General features: G+C 52.0%; 13 protein-coding genes. 9 read left to right on the top strand and 4 right to left on the bottom strand.

What is annotated here, in order from left to right; translation table 11 throughout:
• Window positions 1-54 precede the first annotated feature (54 nt).
• The 9 genes from ACW4E8_RS20930 to ACW4E8_RS20970 all read left to right on the top strand — a co-directional run bounded on the left by ACW4E8_RS20930 (window position 55) and on the right by ACW4E8_RS20970 (window position 11,631).
• Entirely contained in the window at window positions 55-1,509 is a 1,455-nt protein-coding gene (locus tag ACW4E8_RS20930; RefSeq protein ID WP_456806280.1) for a mannose-1-phosphate guanylyltransferase/mannose-6-phosphate isomerase, read from the top strand.
• A gap of 30 nt (window positions 1,510-1,539) precedes the next feature.
• Window positions 1,540-2,670: a GDP-mannose 4,6-dehydratase gene (gene gmd / locus ACW4E8_RS20935; RefSeq protein WP_456806281.1), complete on the top strand. Its 1,131-nt coding sequence runs from the start codon at window positions 1,540-1,542 to the stop codon at window positions 2,668-2,670.
• 7 nt (window positions 2,671-2,677) lie between these two features.
• Window positions 2,678-3,649 carry a GDP-L-fucose synthase gene (gene fcl, locus ACW4E8_RS20940; protein ID WP_456806282.1) on the top strand — a complete coding sequence of 324 codons (972 nt, stop codon included), beginning with the start codon at window positions 2,678-2,680 and terminating at the stop codon, window positions 3,647-3,649.
• 340 nt (window positions 3,650-3,989) lie between these two features.
• Window positions 3,990-5,063, top strand: coding sequence for a lipopolysaccharide biosynthesis protein (locus tag ACW4E8_RS20945; RefSeq protein WP_456806283.1), 1,074 nt, complete (start codon window positions 3,990-3,992; stop codon window positions 5,061-5,063).
• Window positions 5,064-5,156: 93 nt separating this feature from the next.
• Complete coding sequence (locus ACW4E8_RS20950) at window positions 5,157-6,614, top strand: hypothetical protein (protein ID WP_456806284.1); 1,458 nt, start codon at window positions 5,157-5,159, stop codon at window positions 6,612-6,614.
• A gap of 6 nt (window positions 6,615-6,620) precedes the next feature.
• Window positions 6,621-7,706 carry a CgeB family protein gene (locus ACW4E8_RS20955; protein WP_456806285.1) on the top strand — a complete coding sequence of 362 codons (1,086 nt, stop codon included), beginning with the start codon at window positions 6,621-6,623 and terminating at the stop codon, window positions 7,704-7,706.
• A complete protein-coding gene (locus ACW4E8_RS20960; protein WP_456806286.1) occupies window positions 7,666-8,892 on the top strand; it encodes a glycosyltransferase in 1,227 nt (408 codons plus the stop codon). The genes ACW4E8_RS20955 and ACW4E8_RS20960 overlap by 41 nt, the downstream gene beginning before the upstream one ends.
• Window positions 8,889-10,058, top strand: coding sequence for a glycosyltransferase (locus ACW4E8_RS20965; protein WP_456806287.1), 1,170 nt, complete (start codon window positions 8,889-8,891; stop codon window positions 10,056-10,058). Before ACW4E8_RS20960 ends, ACW4E8_RS20965 begins: the two co-directional genes overlap by 4 nt.
• A 118-nt stretch (window positions 10,059-10,176) precedes the next feature.
• Window positions 10,177-11,631 (top strand): hypothetical protein, encoded by a 1,455-nt coding sequence (locus tag ACW4E8_RS20970; protein WP_456806288.1) that lies wholly within the window; start codon window positions 10,177-10,179, stop codon window positions 11,629-11,631.
• Window positions 11,632-12,197: 566 nt separating this feature from the next.
• Here the strand turns inward: ACW4E8_RS20970 and ACW4E8_RS20975 are convergent.
• From ACW4E8_RS20975 to ACW4E8_RS20990, 4 genes are all read right to left on the bottom strand, one after another.
• Window positions 12,198-13,304, bottom strand: coding sequence for an acyltransferase family protein (locus ACW4E8_RS20975; RefSeq protein WP_456806289.1), 1,107 nt, complete (start codon window positions 13,302-13,304; stop codon window positions 12,198-12,200).
• 196 nt (window positions 13,305-13,500) lie between these two features.
• Window positions 13,501-14,391 carry a glycosyltransferase family 2 protein gene (locus tag ACW4E8_RS20980; RefSeq protein ID WP_456806290.1) on the bottom strand — a complete coding sequence of 297 codons (891 nt, stop codon included), beginning with the start codon at window positions 14,389-14,391 and terminating at the stop codon, window positions 13,501-13,503.
• Complete coding sequence (locus tag ACW4E8_RS20985) at window positions 14,381-14,968, bottom strand: putative colanic acid biosynthesis acetyltransferase (RefSeq protein WP_456806291.1); 588 nt, start codon at window positions 14,966-14,968, stop codon at window positions 14,381-14,383. Before ACW4E8_RS20985 ends, ACW4E8_RS20980 begins: the two co-directional genes overlap by 11 nt.
• A gap of 18 nt (window positions 14,969-14,986) precedes the next feature.
• Window positions 14,987-16,240 (bottom strand): WcaI family glycosyltransferase, encoded by a 1,254-nt coding sequence (locus ACW4E8_RS20990; RefSeq protein WP_456806292.1) that lies wholly within the window; start codon window positions 16,238-16,240, stop codon window positions 14,987-14,989.

The following is a 16,240-nucleotide window of genomic DNA, read 5'->3' on the forward strand; positions in this document are numbered from 1 at the left end:
GTCTTGCTTACGCTGAGAGGCTGACTGACATTTGATTTGGCAAAGGAGAAGCCGATGCAAGAGCCAGCCGTGATTATTCCCGTCGTTCTTTGTGGTGGCTCCGGAACACGCCTGTGGCCGCTGTCACGCGAGGGCTATCCGAAGCAGTTCCTCAAGCTCTTGGGTGACCGCTCGCTGCTGCAGGATACGTTGCTGCGTGTGCAGGAGATCCCGGGCATTGGCGCACCATTGCTCGTCACCAGTCATGCGCATCGGTTCATGGTGGCGGAACAAGCCCGCGAGATCGGCATCAGCGACGCCGAATTCATGCTGGAACCGCATGCCAGGAATACTGCCCCTGCCTTGGCTGCGGCTGCTTTGCATGCGCTGGCCGCGGGGCAGGATCCGCTGATGCTGGTGCTGCCGTCGGATCACCTGATCCGGGACGCGTCCGCGTTCGCAAGCATCGTGACGCAAGGCGTTGCAGCCGCACAAGCCGGAGCACTTGTCACCTTTGGTATCGCGCCCACCGCGCCCGCTACCGGGTACGGCTATATCAAAGCCGGCGCGCGCTGCACGGAATCGAGCTTCGAGGTGGCCTGCTTCGAAGAAAAGCCATCGCTGCAGCGCGCGAACCAGTTCCTGGCGGAGGGTGGCTACTTCTGGAACAGCGGTATTTTCCTGTTCCGTGCCTCGTCGTTCATTGCCGAGCTGGAGGCGTACTCGCCTGAGATTCTGCGCGCGGTCGAGGAGTCCGTCAGCCTCGGCCAGAAAGACCTCGATTTCTTCCGTCTCGATGAAGCCGCATTCGCGCGCTGCCCGAGCAATTCCATCGACTACGCCGTCATGGAGCATACCACGCGTGCGCAGATGGTGCCCTTTTTCACCGAGTGGAGCGACGTTGGCGCATGGGACGCTGTATGGGAACTCGGCACCAAGCAGGCTGACGGGAATGTCACGACGGGCGATGTTCTCACGCACAACGCGAAGGACTGCCTGGTCCATGCGTCGCATCGCCTCGTTGCCATTGCTGGCGTGGAGGACGTGATGGTGGTGGAAACACCCGACGCGGTACTCGTGGTGCACAAGGACCAGTGCCAGGATGTCAAGGCGCTAGTAGACATGGTCCGCAAGCAAGGCCGCAGTGAAGCAGCGGACCATCGTAAGGTCTACCGCCCGTGGGGCAGCTATGACTCGGTTGATGAAGGCCAGCGCTACCAGGTTAAGCGCATCACGGTCAAGCCGGGTGCCAAGCTCTCCATGCAAATGCACTATCACCGTGCGGAACACTGGATTGTGGTGAAGGGCACCGCCCGCGTGACTTGTGGCAATGAGACCTTCCTGCTCAGCGAGAACCAGTCCAGCTATATCCCGCTGGGCACCATCCACCGTCTCGAGAACCCCGGCAGCGTACCCCTCGAGCTGATCGAAGTGCAGAGCGGCAGCTATCTGGGCGAGGACGACATCGTCCGCTTTGACGATGCCTATGGCCGCGCGCCCGCTGCCGGATCCAAGGCTGAGCTGGCCTAATTGACCGAATCTCGGAACTGAGTACCGACAATGACCAACACGACTCAAAAGACCGCTCTTATCACCGGCATTACCGGCCAGGACGGGTCTTACCTTGCTGAATTCCTGCTTGAGAAGGGCTATATCGTCCACGGCATCAAGCGCCGGGCCAGCTCGTTCAATACCTCGCGCGTGGATCACATCTACCAGGACCCCCATGTTAGCCACCGGAACTTTGTGCTGCACTACGGCGACCTGAGCGATAGCACCAACCTGATCCGCATCGTGCAGCAAACGCAGCCGGATGAAATCTATAACCTCGGCGCGCAAAGCCACGTGGCCGTCAGCTTCGAATCTCCGGAATACACGGCAGACGTGGATGCAATTGGCACGCTGCGCTTGCTGGAGGCCATTCGCATCCTTGGTCTTGAAAAGAAGACCCGCTTTTACCAGGCGTCCACTTCTGAGTTGTACGGCTTAGTGCAAGAAATACCCCAGACGGAAACCACGCCGTTTTATCCACGCAGTCCATACGCTGCCGCCAAGCTCTACGCTTACTGGATTACCGTGAACTATCGCGAATCCTACGGTATGTATGCCTGCAACGGGATACTTTTCAACCACGAAAGTCCCCGTCGCGGCGAAACCTTCGTCACACGCAAGGTTACGCGAGGACTTGCCAATATCGCACAAGGCCTCGAAAACTGCCTTTACATGGGTAATATGGATTCCCTGCGCGACTGGGGTCACGCCCGCGACTATGTTCGTATGCAATGGTTAATGCTGCAGCAAGAGCAGGCGGAGGATTATGTCATTGCGACTGGTAAGCAAGCCAGTGTCCGCGAGTTCATCCAATCTAGTGCCAATCAACTGGGCATGGCGCTCCGCTTTGAAGGTACCGGTGTCGATGAAGTCGCCATGGTCGAGTCAATCCATGGCGATATGGCCCCGGCTGTGGCTGTGGGCGATGTTATCGTCAAGGTGGATCCGCGATATTTCAGACCTGCAGAAGTCGACACACTTCTTGGTGATCCAGCAAAGGCAAAGCTTAAGCTTGGCTGGGAGCCCGAAATCACTCTTGAGGAGATGATCCAGGAGATGGTCGCCCAAGATCTGGATCAGGCTCGTCGCCATGCACTGCTGAAGGACCACGGCTACGAAGTCGCGGTCAGTTTGGAGTAACTCAATCATGGCGAATAGCTCAAGGATCTATATTGCGGGTCATCGAGGAATGGTTGGTAGCGCTATTCAAAGAGCTTTACGAAAAAAAGGATTCGAGCATCTAATTACGCGCAGTCGCAATGAGCTGAACCTTACCGATCAGAGTGCCGTAAGGGAGTTCTTTGCGACGGAGAAGATCGACGAGGTATATCTCGCAGCCGCGAAAGTCGGGGGAATTTATGCGAATAACGAGTATCCCGCTGACTTTATATACCAGAACCTCATGATTCAGGCAAATATAATTCATGAGGCTTGGCGAGCTGGCGTCAAGAAACTACTTTTTCTTGGAAGTAGTTGTATCTATCCGAAGCACGCGCCTCAACCAATGGCAGAGGATTCACTTTTAACTGGCAGGTTGGAACCCACGAACGAGCCTTATGCAATAGCTAAGATTGCCGGCATAAAGCTCTCGGAAAGTTATAACCGTCAACATGGAACAGATTTTCGTAGCGTGATGCCAACCAATCTCTATGGGCCAGGCGATAACTACCACCCAGACTACAGTCACGTTCTACCGGCTCTGCTTCGACGTCTGCATATGGCAAAAAATAATAATGCACAGTCCATACCAATCTGGGGAAGTGGTAAGCCTCGCCGTGAATTCCTTTACGTCGATGATATGGCGGATGCGTGCATACACGTAATGAATTTGGATAAGACAGTTTACCAGCAGAATACCGGCGAGATGGGAAGCCATATAAATGTCGGGACGGGCAGTGACATATCGATCGGTGAACTTGCTGAGCTCCTAAAGGAGGTTGTGGATTATAAGGGTGAGCTGACGTATGACTCGTCTAAGCCCGACGGTGCGCCGCAAAAATTGCTGGATGTTTCCCTGCTCGAAAGAATGGGCTGGTCAGCGTCGGTGAGTCTGATCGATGGGATCAAAGCCACCTACAATGATTTTATTTCTCGTGAGGCAAGCCGAAGAATAGGCTAGTCATTCGCTCTCGAACCGTCGCGGATTCTCTTCTGTTCGTAAAGGGACCGCGGTATTTCATTCTTATAGAAGTAATCGTCGTGAAAGAGGGAAGTCGATGCTGATTGTAGCCGATATTCTAAGGCGGACTCGAGCGTCGCCCTTAGTTGGACGGATCATAAATGGATTGGGAGCCAATATATATGGCCAGGTAGCTAACGTTGCGATACAACTTTGCTCGCTTCCTCTCTATTTGAGCCATTGGTCACTCGAGCAGTACGGTATCTGGCTGATGATCTCAGCGATACCGGCATACTTTTCGATGGCGGACGTTGGCATGGTTACGGTTGCAGGAAATAAGATGAACATGATGATGAGTAGCGGAGAGCAGCATAGCGCGAATCGGGTGTTTCAAAGTGCTCAGCTATTCGTCTTTCTAATTTGCTTAATGCTATTTGCAATAGTTGTGCCGGTTGTCTATTTTATCCCAACGGCAGGTATTTCTGGAAGTGATCAGATTTGCGCTCTAATCATCTTGGTCGCCGGCGTCCTTGTCTCATTTACATCTGGCTTATCCGGCGCGGTTTTCAAGGCCACTGGGCGTTATCCTAAGGGAATGGCTCTGGAGGTTACGGCTAGGTTGGCGGAGTGGAGCGGCGGAATAATTGGCCTGATCTTACTAGGTTCATATACCGCGGTGGCCATAGGTATGATAGCCGTAAAACTGGTTTCTGTAGTGGTTATGGGATTCATTAGTACTAGGGGCCAACGTCACCTGTCATGGGGCATGACTCAAGCTAATTGGGCGGAAATAAGAGAGATGATACGACCGTCCTTCGGATTTATGATGTTTCCGATATCGAATGTGCTCAGTTTGCAGGGCTTTACACTGCTGACCGCTCACACTTTCGGCCCTGCGGCAGTAGCAATTTTCAATTCCTATCGGACGATAGCTAGAGTAACAGTTCAGGCCACAGCGGTTTTGAGTTGGGCTTTGTGGCCTGAGTTCACCCGCCTATATGGACGTGGGGAAAGGATAAAACTACGGAAGCTCCTTGTGCGCTCATCTCTCCTGAGTGCCGTAGGCTCGGTCGCGCTCAGCATTATGCTGTACATATCCGCACCATATCTTATTGACGCATGGACTAAAGGGCGTTTGCTCTATTTTCATTCGTTAATGGGAGCGTTTTTGGCATACGCTGCGATCGCGGGTATGGCTCACATTCCTCGCGTTTCCTTGATGGCGATTAATTCCCACTCGAAATTAGGGGTAAGCGTTCTTTTGATAACCATTGGATCTCTATTTATTGCAACGGTGCTTGGAAAAAGCAACGGAACCGTTGGCTTTGCTGTGGCAATGGCAATGGGAGAAGTCGCCTCGTTGTGCGTTTGTTTGTGGGAGGTAAGGAGAAGACTTTTGGAAGTTGCTAACTAATTCTAGCTCGCTCGAAGCGTCGCGCCAACTGGTGCGTGTGACGCGATAACCTGGGGATGGCCCTCTCCGCAGACGTTGAGTCTGCCGCTCAGAATGAAATTATTAAAGAAGAGTTATTCAACTTTCGCTGATCTGATGTGGCCTATTTCTCTGATTACGGCCGCATGCACGGTAGCCTTATTCTCGGAAAGTGAACTTCTGTTTTTTGTCATCTCCGGCGGCGTTGCCGCGGCTGTAGCAGCAAAGTGGATCACCTATCTACGGAAGCCGGCTAAATTGGAGTTGAGTGATTTTTTTGCGGTTTCGATTCTGTCGGCTTACGGCATGAGTACTTTCCTTGCTGAGGGCAATCTCGTTATAGATGGATTTATCGGTGGAGCGGCATCATATTTCGGGTACGACCAGGATTCTCTATCTCTGGCACTCGCTGTCGTTTTGTGCTCATCATCCGTTTTGATGTTGTATGGAATTTTTTTTCCATTCCGACTGGATAATCCGTCGGCATGGGGGCTGCGGCACCGTAGCCATGCCGAATATTTTGTTTTGGCTGCGTTTTTCTTCGTTTCCCTTGCCTTTGCTACTGGCTCGATTGGATTTCAAGCTAATTTGCGTCTGAGTGATGAATCGAATGAGATATCCGTTTTTGGTGCGGTAGCCAGTCAACTTCTAGCCCCGGCTGGGACGCTCGGCTTCTATTTGATAGCTGCGAGAAGTGTACTTAACAAGCGGGGTAGCATAGTTCTCTATATCGTCTCCATCGTCATGGCTGTGTTAATGGTCTCTCAAGGCAGACGAATGATCGTCTATATGGTAATTCTCTGTGTACTGGCCCTTCGTTTTGGAAATTTAGGGGCGCGAGTAAAAAATAAGATGGTTATTTTTTACTTTTTGCTTATTTCCGTGGGCTGCATTGGAGTATTTCTATTTTTCGCCATGCGCATCGCGTCCTATGACAGTGCCGCTGGCAGCGGTGTAAGTGAGCTCCTGACTGGGGGTATGGCAATACTATCTCAGGACAATGGGGGGGGCTTGGTCACTGATCTAGGGAATAATGTTACGCAAAGGTCGTTTGTCATTGGGTATCTTGCCGATATTAATGAGCGAGCGTCGTCACATAGATGGCTGGATGGCGAGGCACTATGGGCGTCAATAAAGATGATTCTACCATCCCTGATTGTCGGAAAGAAGGATTTCCCGGTTGACGAAGAACTCGTTAATCCCGCCCTCGGCCTACCTGTTGTCGATCAGGCGAACAGCGTTATCACGACAGGGCTGGCGGACTTTGGGTTATTCGGTGCCATTTTCTACCCACTTTTAGTAGTTACAGGGCTTCGACTCTTTCTTAAAGTCGTGATGGTTTTACGCGTTCAATGGATGATTCTATATGCATGGTTTGCTGTGTTATTCCTCTTGCTCAACGTCGAGGCGAGCGTGACATCGTACTTGGCAGCGATTAGAAATCAGTTACTCGTTGTGGCGTCTCTGTATTGTCTATACGTGGTTGTGAAACGTAAGCGGTTGCGTGCTCGTGTCAAGTACGTGAGGGGGTGATCGATCATGTTAAAAATTCTCTATTTAGGATCTCTTGCACAAGGAAGTACAAGCTTGCAGCGCGCGAGGGCACTGCAACGTATCGGCCATGGTGTGACCATGGTGGACCCCTACGTTGCGGCTTCCTTTCATATTTTTGGAAGGCTTGGACGGGTATTCCATTATCGGACCGGGTATCGTCTTCTTCAAACCGTGATGCTTAAATGGATCTCTAAGATAATTTTAGAGAACGAACACGCAGACGTCATCTGGGTTGACAATGGCGAGCTGTTTGGGAAGGAAAGTGTGCGTCTGATGTCTTCGAAGGGCGGAAAGGTTGTGCTATATAACCATGATGATCCCACCGGAAAACGGGATGGAAATCGATTTGCGTCCTTACTAAATTCCATCAGCCTATATGACGTTTGTGCAGTTGTGCGTGAGGCAAACGTACAGGAATTCCTGGAGCGGGGCGCGAGAAATGTCGTCAAGATCTGGATGGGCTATGACGAGATTGAGCACGCACCATTAGAAGATTTGGCATCACTGGGTAGTGATTATCGATCAGATGTCGCGTTTATCGGAACATGGATGCGTCACGAAGGGCGAGATCGATTCTTGCTCGACTTAGCTAGCAAGGGAATAAATATCGCTATATGGGGAGCGCGCTGGCATCGATCACCTGTCTGGAAGGAATTGCGGCCATTTTATCGTGGTGGCGCCATCAGAGGACGCGATTACGTGGCTGCCATTCAAGGTGCCAAGGTTTGCTTAGGTATGTTATCGAAAGGAAACCGGGATCTGCATACGACCAGAACTATGGAAATACCGTTCGCCGGCGGTTTGCTCTGTGCAGAACGTACTAGTGAACATACCTTTCTCTATCGGGAGGGAGAGGAGGCAGTTTTTTGGGAGAACGTTGACGAATGTGCATTTCATTGCAAAAGGCTCTTGACTGATTCCAGTCTGAGGGAACGCATAGTGGTGGCGGGAATGAAAAAAGTAAGGGCGCTTGAAGTTGGCCACGAGGATGCTTGCCATGCGATATTGCGAAAGGTACAAGAAGAACCCTTTGGGACAACGTATCAAGGGGGCGGCGATCTCGCTCGGTGAAGGGGAAGCTAATATGTCCATGGATATCATTCTGTTCGTACATTCTCCCGCAATGCTATCCCAAAGCATGCCTCGTTTCGCGAGCATGATTGCTGATGGAATGCGCGAACGTGGGCACCGAGTAAGTGTTTGGACCGCGCATTCTTGGTTGCGAAAAATCCCGGTTCCAGGCCGTTTTCAGAAATGGGTTGATTATTTTGATCGCCTTATTGTTTTTCCAATTTCGGCGCGCATACGTTTAGCGCGCATTGGCCCTGAAACAGTACTCGTATATACCGATCAGGCTCTCGGTCCTTGGATACCCCTTGGGGTTCGGCGACCACATGTGGTTCATGTTCACGACTTTATGGCGTTGCGTTCCGCATTGGGAGAGTTCGTTCAGAGTCGAACCGGATGGACTGGACGGATATATCAAAGACTGATACGTCGCGGCTTCGTGCAAGGTCGATATTTTATTTCAGTCTCAAAGAACACTGAAGCGGAATTAAATCGCTTTCTTTCTCGGAAAGCAGAACGATCCACAGTCGTCTACAACGGTCTGAATTATGCTTTTAGACCACTGGGCGCGAAAGACTGCAGCGAGATTTTGTCATCTGCAGGAGTACCACTTGATGATGAAGGACACTTGCTTCACGTGGGGGGGAATCAATGGTACAAGAACAGGAAAGGGGTTCTTGAAATATATCGGGCATATGTAGGGCAGACGGCGAAACCGTTGTCACTCTGGATGATAGGCGCACCACCGACAGAAGAGTTGATAGAGTTTGCCAGATCTATCGAAAAGCCGGGGAATGTCCTATTTCTGACTGGATTATCTAATGAAGAAGTATGTGCAGCGTATTCTTCGGCGAGCTTAATGATATTCCCGAGCTATGCGGAGGGTTTCGGCTGGCCAGTTGCGGAGGCGTTGGCTTGCCGATGTCTGGTACTCACTGCGCCGGCGGCACCGATGACAGAAGTGGGTGCCGACGCTGCCTTCTATATGGATCAAATGCCCAACTCAGATGATGTTAGCTGGGCAAGACGGGCTGCAGGCCAGGTCAGTGAGATATTGAGTATGCATGACTCCGAGAAATCGGCCCACCGAGAACTGGGAGAGTTACACGTGAAAAACTTCGACACCAAGAAGACGTTGGATGCCTATGAGGCCCTTTACAGGGACGCGTTGGTGAGGAGCTTGAAATGAAGATCCTTCACGTTATTTCGACAACCAATCCAAAGCATGGCGGACCAATTGAAGGAATTAGGCAAATATCTGGAAGCATCACTAAGCTAGGTGCCTCACTTGAGATCGCCTGTTGCGATGCACCAGGGTCACCGTGGCTTCAAGCGAAGGATCTCCCACAAGTTCATGCCCTGGGACCAATAAAGATGGGCTACGCCTATACGTCGAGGTTAGTTCCATGGCTTCGTCAGAATGCCAGCCGCTTTGATGTTGTTGTCGTAAATGGTATCTGGCAGTACCACAGCCTGGCTACGAGACGAGCACTCTCAGGGACCGGTACGCCGTATTTTGTATTTACTCATGGCATGCTCGACCCTTGGTTTAAGAAGAAGTATCCGCTTAAACATATTAAGAAGTGGTTATATTGGATTTTGGCGGAATACCGTGTTTTACGAGATGCTCGTGCGGTGATATTTACTTGCGAGGAGGAGCGTCTTCTGGCAAGAAGATCCTTCTGGCTTTATAGGGCCAGGGAAGCGGTTACGACTTATGGAACATCGCATCCGCCGGCCAATCATTTAATGCAGCGAGAGGGATTCCTCAAACGATACCCGGAATTGCGAGGAAAGAGAATCGTCCTATTTTTGAGTCGAATCCACGAAAAGAAAGGGTGTGATCTCCTGCTCGAGGCGTTCGGTGAGGTCGCGCATAAGGACGATCGGCTGAGACTGGTCATGGCCGGGCCAGACCAGACAGGATGGGTTAGCAAGCTCAGGGAGAGAGCTCAAGAGATTGGTGTCAGTGAGAAAGTCCTTTGGCCGGGAATGCTTCAAGGCGATGAGAAGTGGGGTGCCTTTCATGCTTCCGAGGTATTCTGCCTACCCTCTCATCAGGAGAACTTTGGAATCGTTGTAGCGGAGGCGCTCGCTTGCGGAAAGCCCGTGATCATTAGCAATAAGGTAAATATATGGAGGGAGATTCAAGCCGAGGGCGCGGGATTTGTTGGGGCGGACACTGTAAGCGGTACCGCTGAAAATTTGAAACAATGGCTTGAACTGGATGATCAAAAATACGCTCAGATGTGTACGCGCGCAACTGATTGTTTCGAAAGAAATTTCCATATTCGCACCGCTGGTGAGCGCCTATTGGAAATATATTCTGGTGCCACAGGAAACTCAATAGAATAACGAGGGAAAGCAGGCTATGGTGATAGCATACCGAATTGGATCCATGCGGGAAAGTTCGATATCTTGATTTGTTAGTTCGAGTGCAGGGGGGGTGATGCGCAGGCTGAGGCGAGTTCTATTGGCGCAGCTCATTGGAACGGCGTTTGGGTTATGTGGATGTTATACCAAGGCGGATTCTGCGATCGCGCCGAAATTGGCGGGAACCGCACGGGATATCATCAGCCCTCAGGATTTCGGCGCAACTGGTCGTGGAACGCGGAACGATATGCCAGCGTTCAAGGAGGCCTGCGAACGGCCCCATGCTCGAGTAGTAGTGCCGCCTGGGGAATACCTGTTTGAGTTTAGCAGCGCCAACAAGTTGAATGACATGATAAACGTTGGGGCTGGGACGGAGATCGTATTTAGGGAGGGTGCGAAGATCCTATACTCGTATAATGGCTTGCCGTTGTTCAACTTCGTTGGCGTGAGTCATTGTGGTGTTTATGGGGCGGTTTTCGAATTCATCGGAGATTCTCAGAAGAAGGCTGATTATAGATTTGAAGCTTACCTGAGGAGAGTGGGGCTTGGTGCGGTGTTTAAAGGGGGGGATTATGAGTTAAGTAGCGTAATTATGGCGATTGGTTGCGATTACTGTGTGTTCGACGGGATTAGAGCGCACAGCAGAGTTCGAAGTAATGCGAGCGTGATTGGGTACCTTCTAAACCTTAAGGAAAAGGCGAGTGGGGGCGGCTATGCCCGCGGAAATGTAATCAGGAATATCGATGTGTCGGAGTGCGTCAATCCGATTTTGGTTGGAGGGCAGGATAATCTCATTGTGGAGAACGTGCATTCCGATGCGCGAGGGGCGAACTATTATATTGCTCCCGGCCATGTACTCTATACATCCGGTCCGGCGAATCTGCCGAATGTGGTGAAGGTAAGTAATATTTATGACGGGCCAACGGTATTGGGTTTCCCAGAAATGGCGGGCCGAAACCTTGCCACACTTGCCGTGAAGCAAACGGCACGATCAAGTTTTACATATATAAGAACTTTTCATCCCGAAGGGATTCTTCAATCTTTAAGTGGTTGCAATGATGTCCTTTTTGAGGACATCATTTGGCGTAGTGGCAATGTTGACATGCGACCAACGGCACCCGCAATAAATATACTTGATAATGGGATAGTTGGGAATTATGATATTCGCTTTGTTAACGTGAGCTTGATCGCTGATGGGAAGTATAGGCCTATTGCAAATACGGGGAGTGTGGATTTGCAGAGGCGATTTAAATTTTCTCACATTTACATTGAGACTGACGTGCGCTTGGGAGAGGGGCAGTCTGCTCCTTATGCGATTATCGATTGGCGAGGTAGCGACTCTACGTTCGAGGATGTCAGGATCAATGCAATTGCGGCGCCAGTTGAGAGGGCGAATGTGATTGCGGAGGTCAGGCAGGGAAATAATAATAAGCTTGATATCAAATTGGTCGGACATCATGCGTCTGTGTATGCACGCTACATGCCGTCATCGTTACGCAATATGATTCAGCTGCAGGTTGGCGAGAGGGACGCTTCGGGCAGCGGTAAGTGGTAACTTCTTCGAAGAATGAGAGTTGTGGACGTCGAAGAACGGACTCAGCCCATGCGCCGTCCCCCATGTGGGAATGAGGGGGGACGGATACCTGGCCAGGCATCGCCGTTGATGCGAAATCGGTAATTGATCCGCCTCTGCTTAGGGGCTCGAATGGGGGGCTCGGTGACTCCTCCAAAGTTTTGATGATGTTGAGGCCTACACGAGCACCTAAATAATCGCTCAGACACAGTTTGTCTGGTCCTTGCTTTGACAGCTGCACCCGAGCGCCTTTCTTGTTTTGGCGGGTCATGGACTGCCAATCGCGGACCCAATGCGAATCAGATGGCAACGCAAATGACTGCGGCGCATCGCACGAAGTCGATTTGGATTCTCGCGTTCAACCCATGGTCGCTGAAATCGCGATTGGCCCGCGTATCGACGCATAGATTGAAAAGCCACCCATCGGAAACCAGTCAACGCGGAAATCTGACTTGGAAAATGCTAGTGGCGGGGGCGGCGAGGGCGACTCGAGTCGAGCTCGAAAGCCACTCGAAGGTGACTCGGTTCAACGTATTTTCTCAGACGAATCATTTCGATACTGCCGTCACTGACGGAATTAGCCTTTCACGAAGTTGAAGAAATGGCCATTCGACAAGCTTGGTCATAACCTGGCCCGCAATGATCCCGACCGCAAACTGTGCAACGACCGCAAGCCCCCAAACAAGCAAAGGTGGAGTCCCGAAGCTCGCAAGGACATGGATTAGTCTCCGCCCGGGCTCCAAGGCAAGCGTATGCCAGAGATAGATCCCATAGGAGTAGACACCGATCCAGGCGATAGCCCTGTACCAGGCCTGACTTCTGACGCGGCCAGAGTGCGAATATACCAAAACTAATAAAAGTGAAAAACCGACACCTTGGATTGTATAACCAACCGATCGAACTAATGCGACGTTCGGAGCGGACCAATAGATCCACACCATTAGGGCAAGCGTAAGTAGCACGAGCGCCAGTTTCTGCTTCGCCAACTGCGCGTATCGTTCTGGGTAGAAATGGTAGATAAGTGCGAGGATAACACCATATAGCAGACTATCTATGCGGTATTGCGTCTGTCGAAATGCCGCATCCAAATCACCTGATGAAACAATCCATAATCTTGCTACTGTCGAGAAAGCGCACAGCGTTACTAGCGCGTAGAGAATGACTTTGTGGCCTCGCCCGAGAAGGAGGCAAAATAGCCCAACCAGAAATATGTAGAAATGCTCCTCAACAGCAAGAGACCAGGTCTGCTTAATTGAGGTTCCGAAATAGTTTTGGACGTGAAATATATTTTGCCAGAGGAATGAATCCAGAGGATGGCGTCCAAGAACGGCATGAAAAATAACCAACACATAAAGCGCCGGCCAGATCTTTAATGCTCTCCTTGCCAGAAATTTACGGGCATCAATTGTCCTCGTCTCCTTGTATTCCTTTAATAAAAGGCCACCGACCAAGAATCCACTCAGCGTAAAAAAAAGATCGACCCCTACCCCGCCAACCGATCCTGCAGTGCTGCCGATCCAGTCCAGAAATCGAAGGCCAGTAACTGGGAATGTGTAATGTGTACCGAGAACCAGAAGTATTGCGATGCCCCTGAGGAAATCGAGCTCAATTTTCCTGCTAGCAATGCCGTTTGAGTTAAACACGGGAGATGACATACGGATTTTATCAAGCAGTCTGACGTTTATGCTGCATAAGACGCAATCTGGGCGGTGCGCGGAGCACCAGATCGTATCACCTCGCGCGCCACCGCTAGCGAAAAAACATCCCCTCAAGAGGTATCTGTTTCAGTCGGAATTTGCCCATGGCGCGCGGGGGCTGCGGCCAATAATAGTCGCCGCATTGTTAGCCAATTCAATTCGAGACAGTGACTTTCTCTTCGATCGAAGGGGGCGAGAGGGATAGTTTCGAGGCGAGTTGCTTCTCAAGCTGACTGGTCTTTAGCACGATCAAATATTCATAAATGGATTGCAACGCGGCATACGTGAATCCCGCTTTACCATCCAGAAAACCTCGCTTACCAATATACAGGACAAGGAATTTTATAAGCGGGCGCATTGGGAGACGGTAGAAGATCTCTTTCTGATGGAACCGCCGCTCATGAAAATCGAAGCTCGTGAGTGCCTTTACGATGCTGAAATTGACTTGACCACGACGGTTTTCGATGATTTGCTTCGCTTCCAGATTGCTGTAGCTGTTATGACGGCTAACCCAGTGCTCTAGGCCTTTGCTGAAGGGAAAGTGATCGAGATATCCGTCGATGGTCGCGGTCGGACCATCCGGGATCGAAACAGGATTGACAAGGCGTTCATAACGCATCTTTTCGGGGCGGAACAGGCGCATATAGTAGGGGGAAGTCTGCACATGCTTTAGCCAGGTTCCCAGAAAGAAATCGCGCCGCCTTACGCTGAATGCGACCTTGTCGCCGTCTGAACGAGCGGCGCCGATGATGTTTCGAACTAGTTCTGGCGTCATGCGCTCATCGGCATCGATGTAGAACACCCAAGGGTGTTTGAAATTGATGTTTTGCAATCCCCAGTTTTGGTGACTCGCCCAATTGTCGAACGAGCGCTGTGTCACTTTGGCACCAAATGCCTCCGCAATCGCCACTGTCGCGTCGGTGCTGACTGAGTCGTACACGTGAATATCGTCCGACCAAGCGACGCTCTCCAGACAGCCGGGAAGATCCTGCTCCTCGTTTTTGGTCAGGATGAGGACCGAAATACCAGGGCTTTCATTTTTCATGCTGAGTTCTCTTGCCGATGGGTTTCGCCGGTATGCCGGCATAGACCGTCCAAGAAAGTTCCAGGCTCTTGCTGACAACTGACCGTGCCGCAATCACCGCGCCTTCGGGCAGGATGACGCCCTGTGAGATGAACGCGTCCGCACAGATCCAGACCCGGCGGCCAACCGTGATTGTTTCCGCGGTGAGTTGAAAGTTGGGGGAGTTGTAGTCGTGCGAGCCACCGCAGAGGTGGGCGCCTTGCGATATCACGCTGTAGTCGCCGATCTTCAGCTGATTCATGTTGTAAAGCGTCACCCCGTCCGCAATGCCGACGTTGCTGCCAATCTCCAGATTCCATGGTGCCCAGATTTTGACGGCAGGATAGACGTGTACATGAGATCCCAGCCGCGCGCCGAACAAGCGAAGCAGGAACGCACGCCAAGCGTGTAAGGGGCGAGGGCTCGGGCGGAACAGAAACAGCCATACCCAATTCCACAATTGCCGGGCGATTCTGTTCTGCAGGGTGAAAGAGGCCTCGACCGTAGGGTCGTTCCCCTCGATGATTATCGTCCGACTTCTGGGAGTCTGTGCGTGCATATTGTCCTTTTAATTAATCTATGCGCTGCGGGGATGTTCACCGGCAGGGCTTTCGCTAAGGACGACTGCGACCTGAGTCGTAAAACGCTTCAAAAGACTGTCCAGGGCCAAGGATGTCTCCGCATACTGGCGCGCGGCCGCGCCAAACGTTGTTCGGCGTGCTTCGTTGCCGGCCAAGGCAAATATGGCGTCCGCCACTGCCGAGGCATCCCCCGGCCTGACGGAGACGCCACGACCGCTAACTACGTCAGCCACCTCGGTGCCATCGGCTGCTGTTGCCACAATTGGGCGCCCGCTCGCAAGCATTCCCGTCAGCTTCGATGGCATGACCAGATCTGCTGCGTCTGCACGTTGAGGGAGGAGATGGATATCTGCGCTAGCCAAGAGTGATGGCAGTCGCTCGATGGGCTGCAAGGGTAGAAAATGCACTCGATTCAGCCGCGCGCAAGTCTCTTCCAACTCTGCTTTGCCGGGGCCACTTCCGCAAAAGACGAAATGGATGTTCTGCGAGGCCTGAAGCAGGCTGGCCGCCTTGCCAAGGATCTCTAAGCCCTGCTTGCGGCCCATATTTCCAGAATAGAGCGCGACCACGGCGTCAGCAGGAATGTTCAGTTCGTCCCGAATCGCATGACCATTGACTTCAGGATGGATAGTCTCCACGTCCACCCAGTTAGGGAAATGAACAAGCCGGCTGCTGTCGATACCTTTCGCTTCCGCGAGTCGCATCATGGCTTGGGAAATCGTGGAAACTCTGTCAAACCGGCGCAACAGCCAGCCCTCGATGCCTTCGACGATGCGTTTGGCTCGTTCGCTCTTCAGTATGCCGAGCGCGAACGCAGCGTCGACTTCAAAGTCCTGAATATGCAGCCATGTCTTACTCCCGAACAACCTGGCGAAGAGGAGCGTTGCGGGTGAGCAAAATAGAGGGGGCTCAACAACGAAGACGACATCGGGTTTCCAGCGTGCCTGCGCAAACAGCACCGGCAGGCTACTGACGGCAAACGTAGCTAGGTGGACAAGGCGCTTGAGCCCCGACGGCTTACTCGGCACCCACAACGGGGCGCGCAGCACGGTGACTCCGTTGCGCGTCTCCCGCTTGTAGGTACTTGCCTTGTAGCCTTCGGCAATCTTCCATGCCGGGTAGTACGGCGGCGCCGTAATGACCCGCACCTCATGCCCCTGAGCCACCAACCACTCCGCCTGTTCTGATGTGTACTTGCCGATGCCTGTCAGTTCGGGCGCGTAGTTGAGGCAGTACATAAGTATCTTCAT

Source organism: Cupriavidus sp. CP313 (assembly GCF_054072015.1).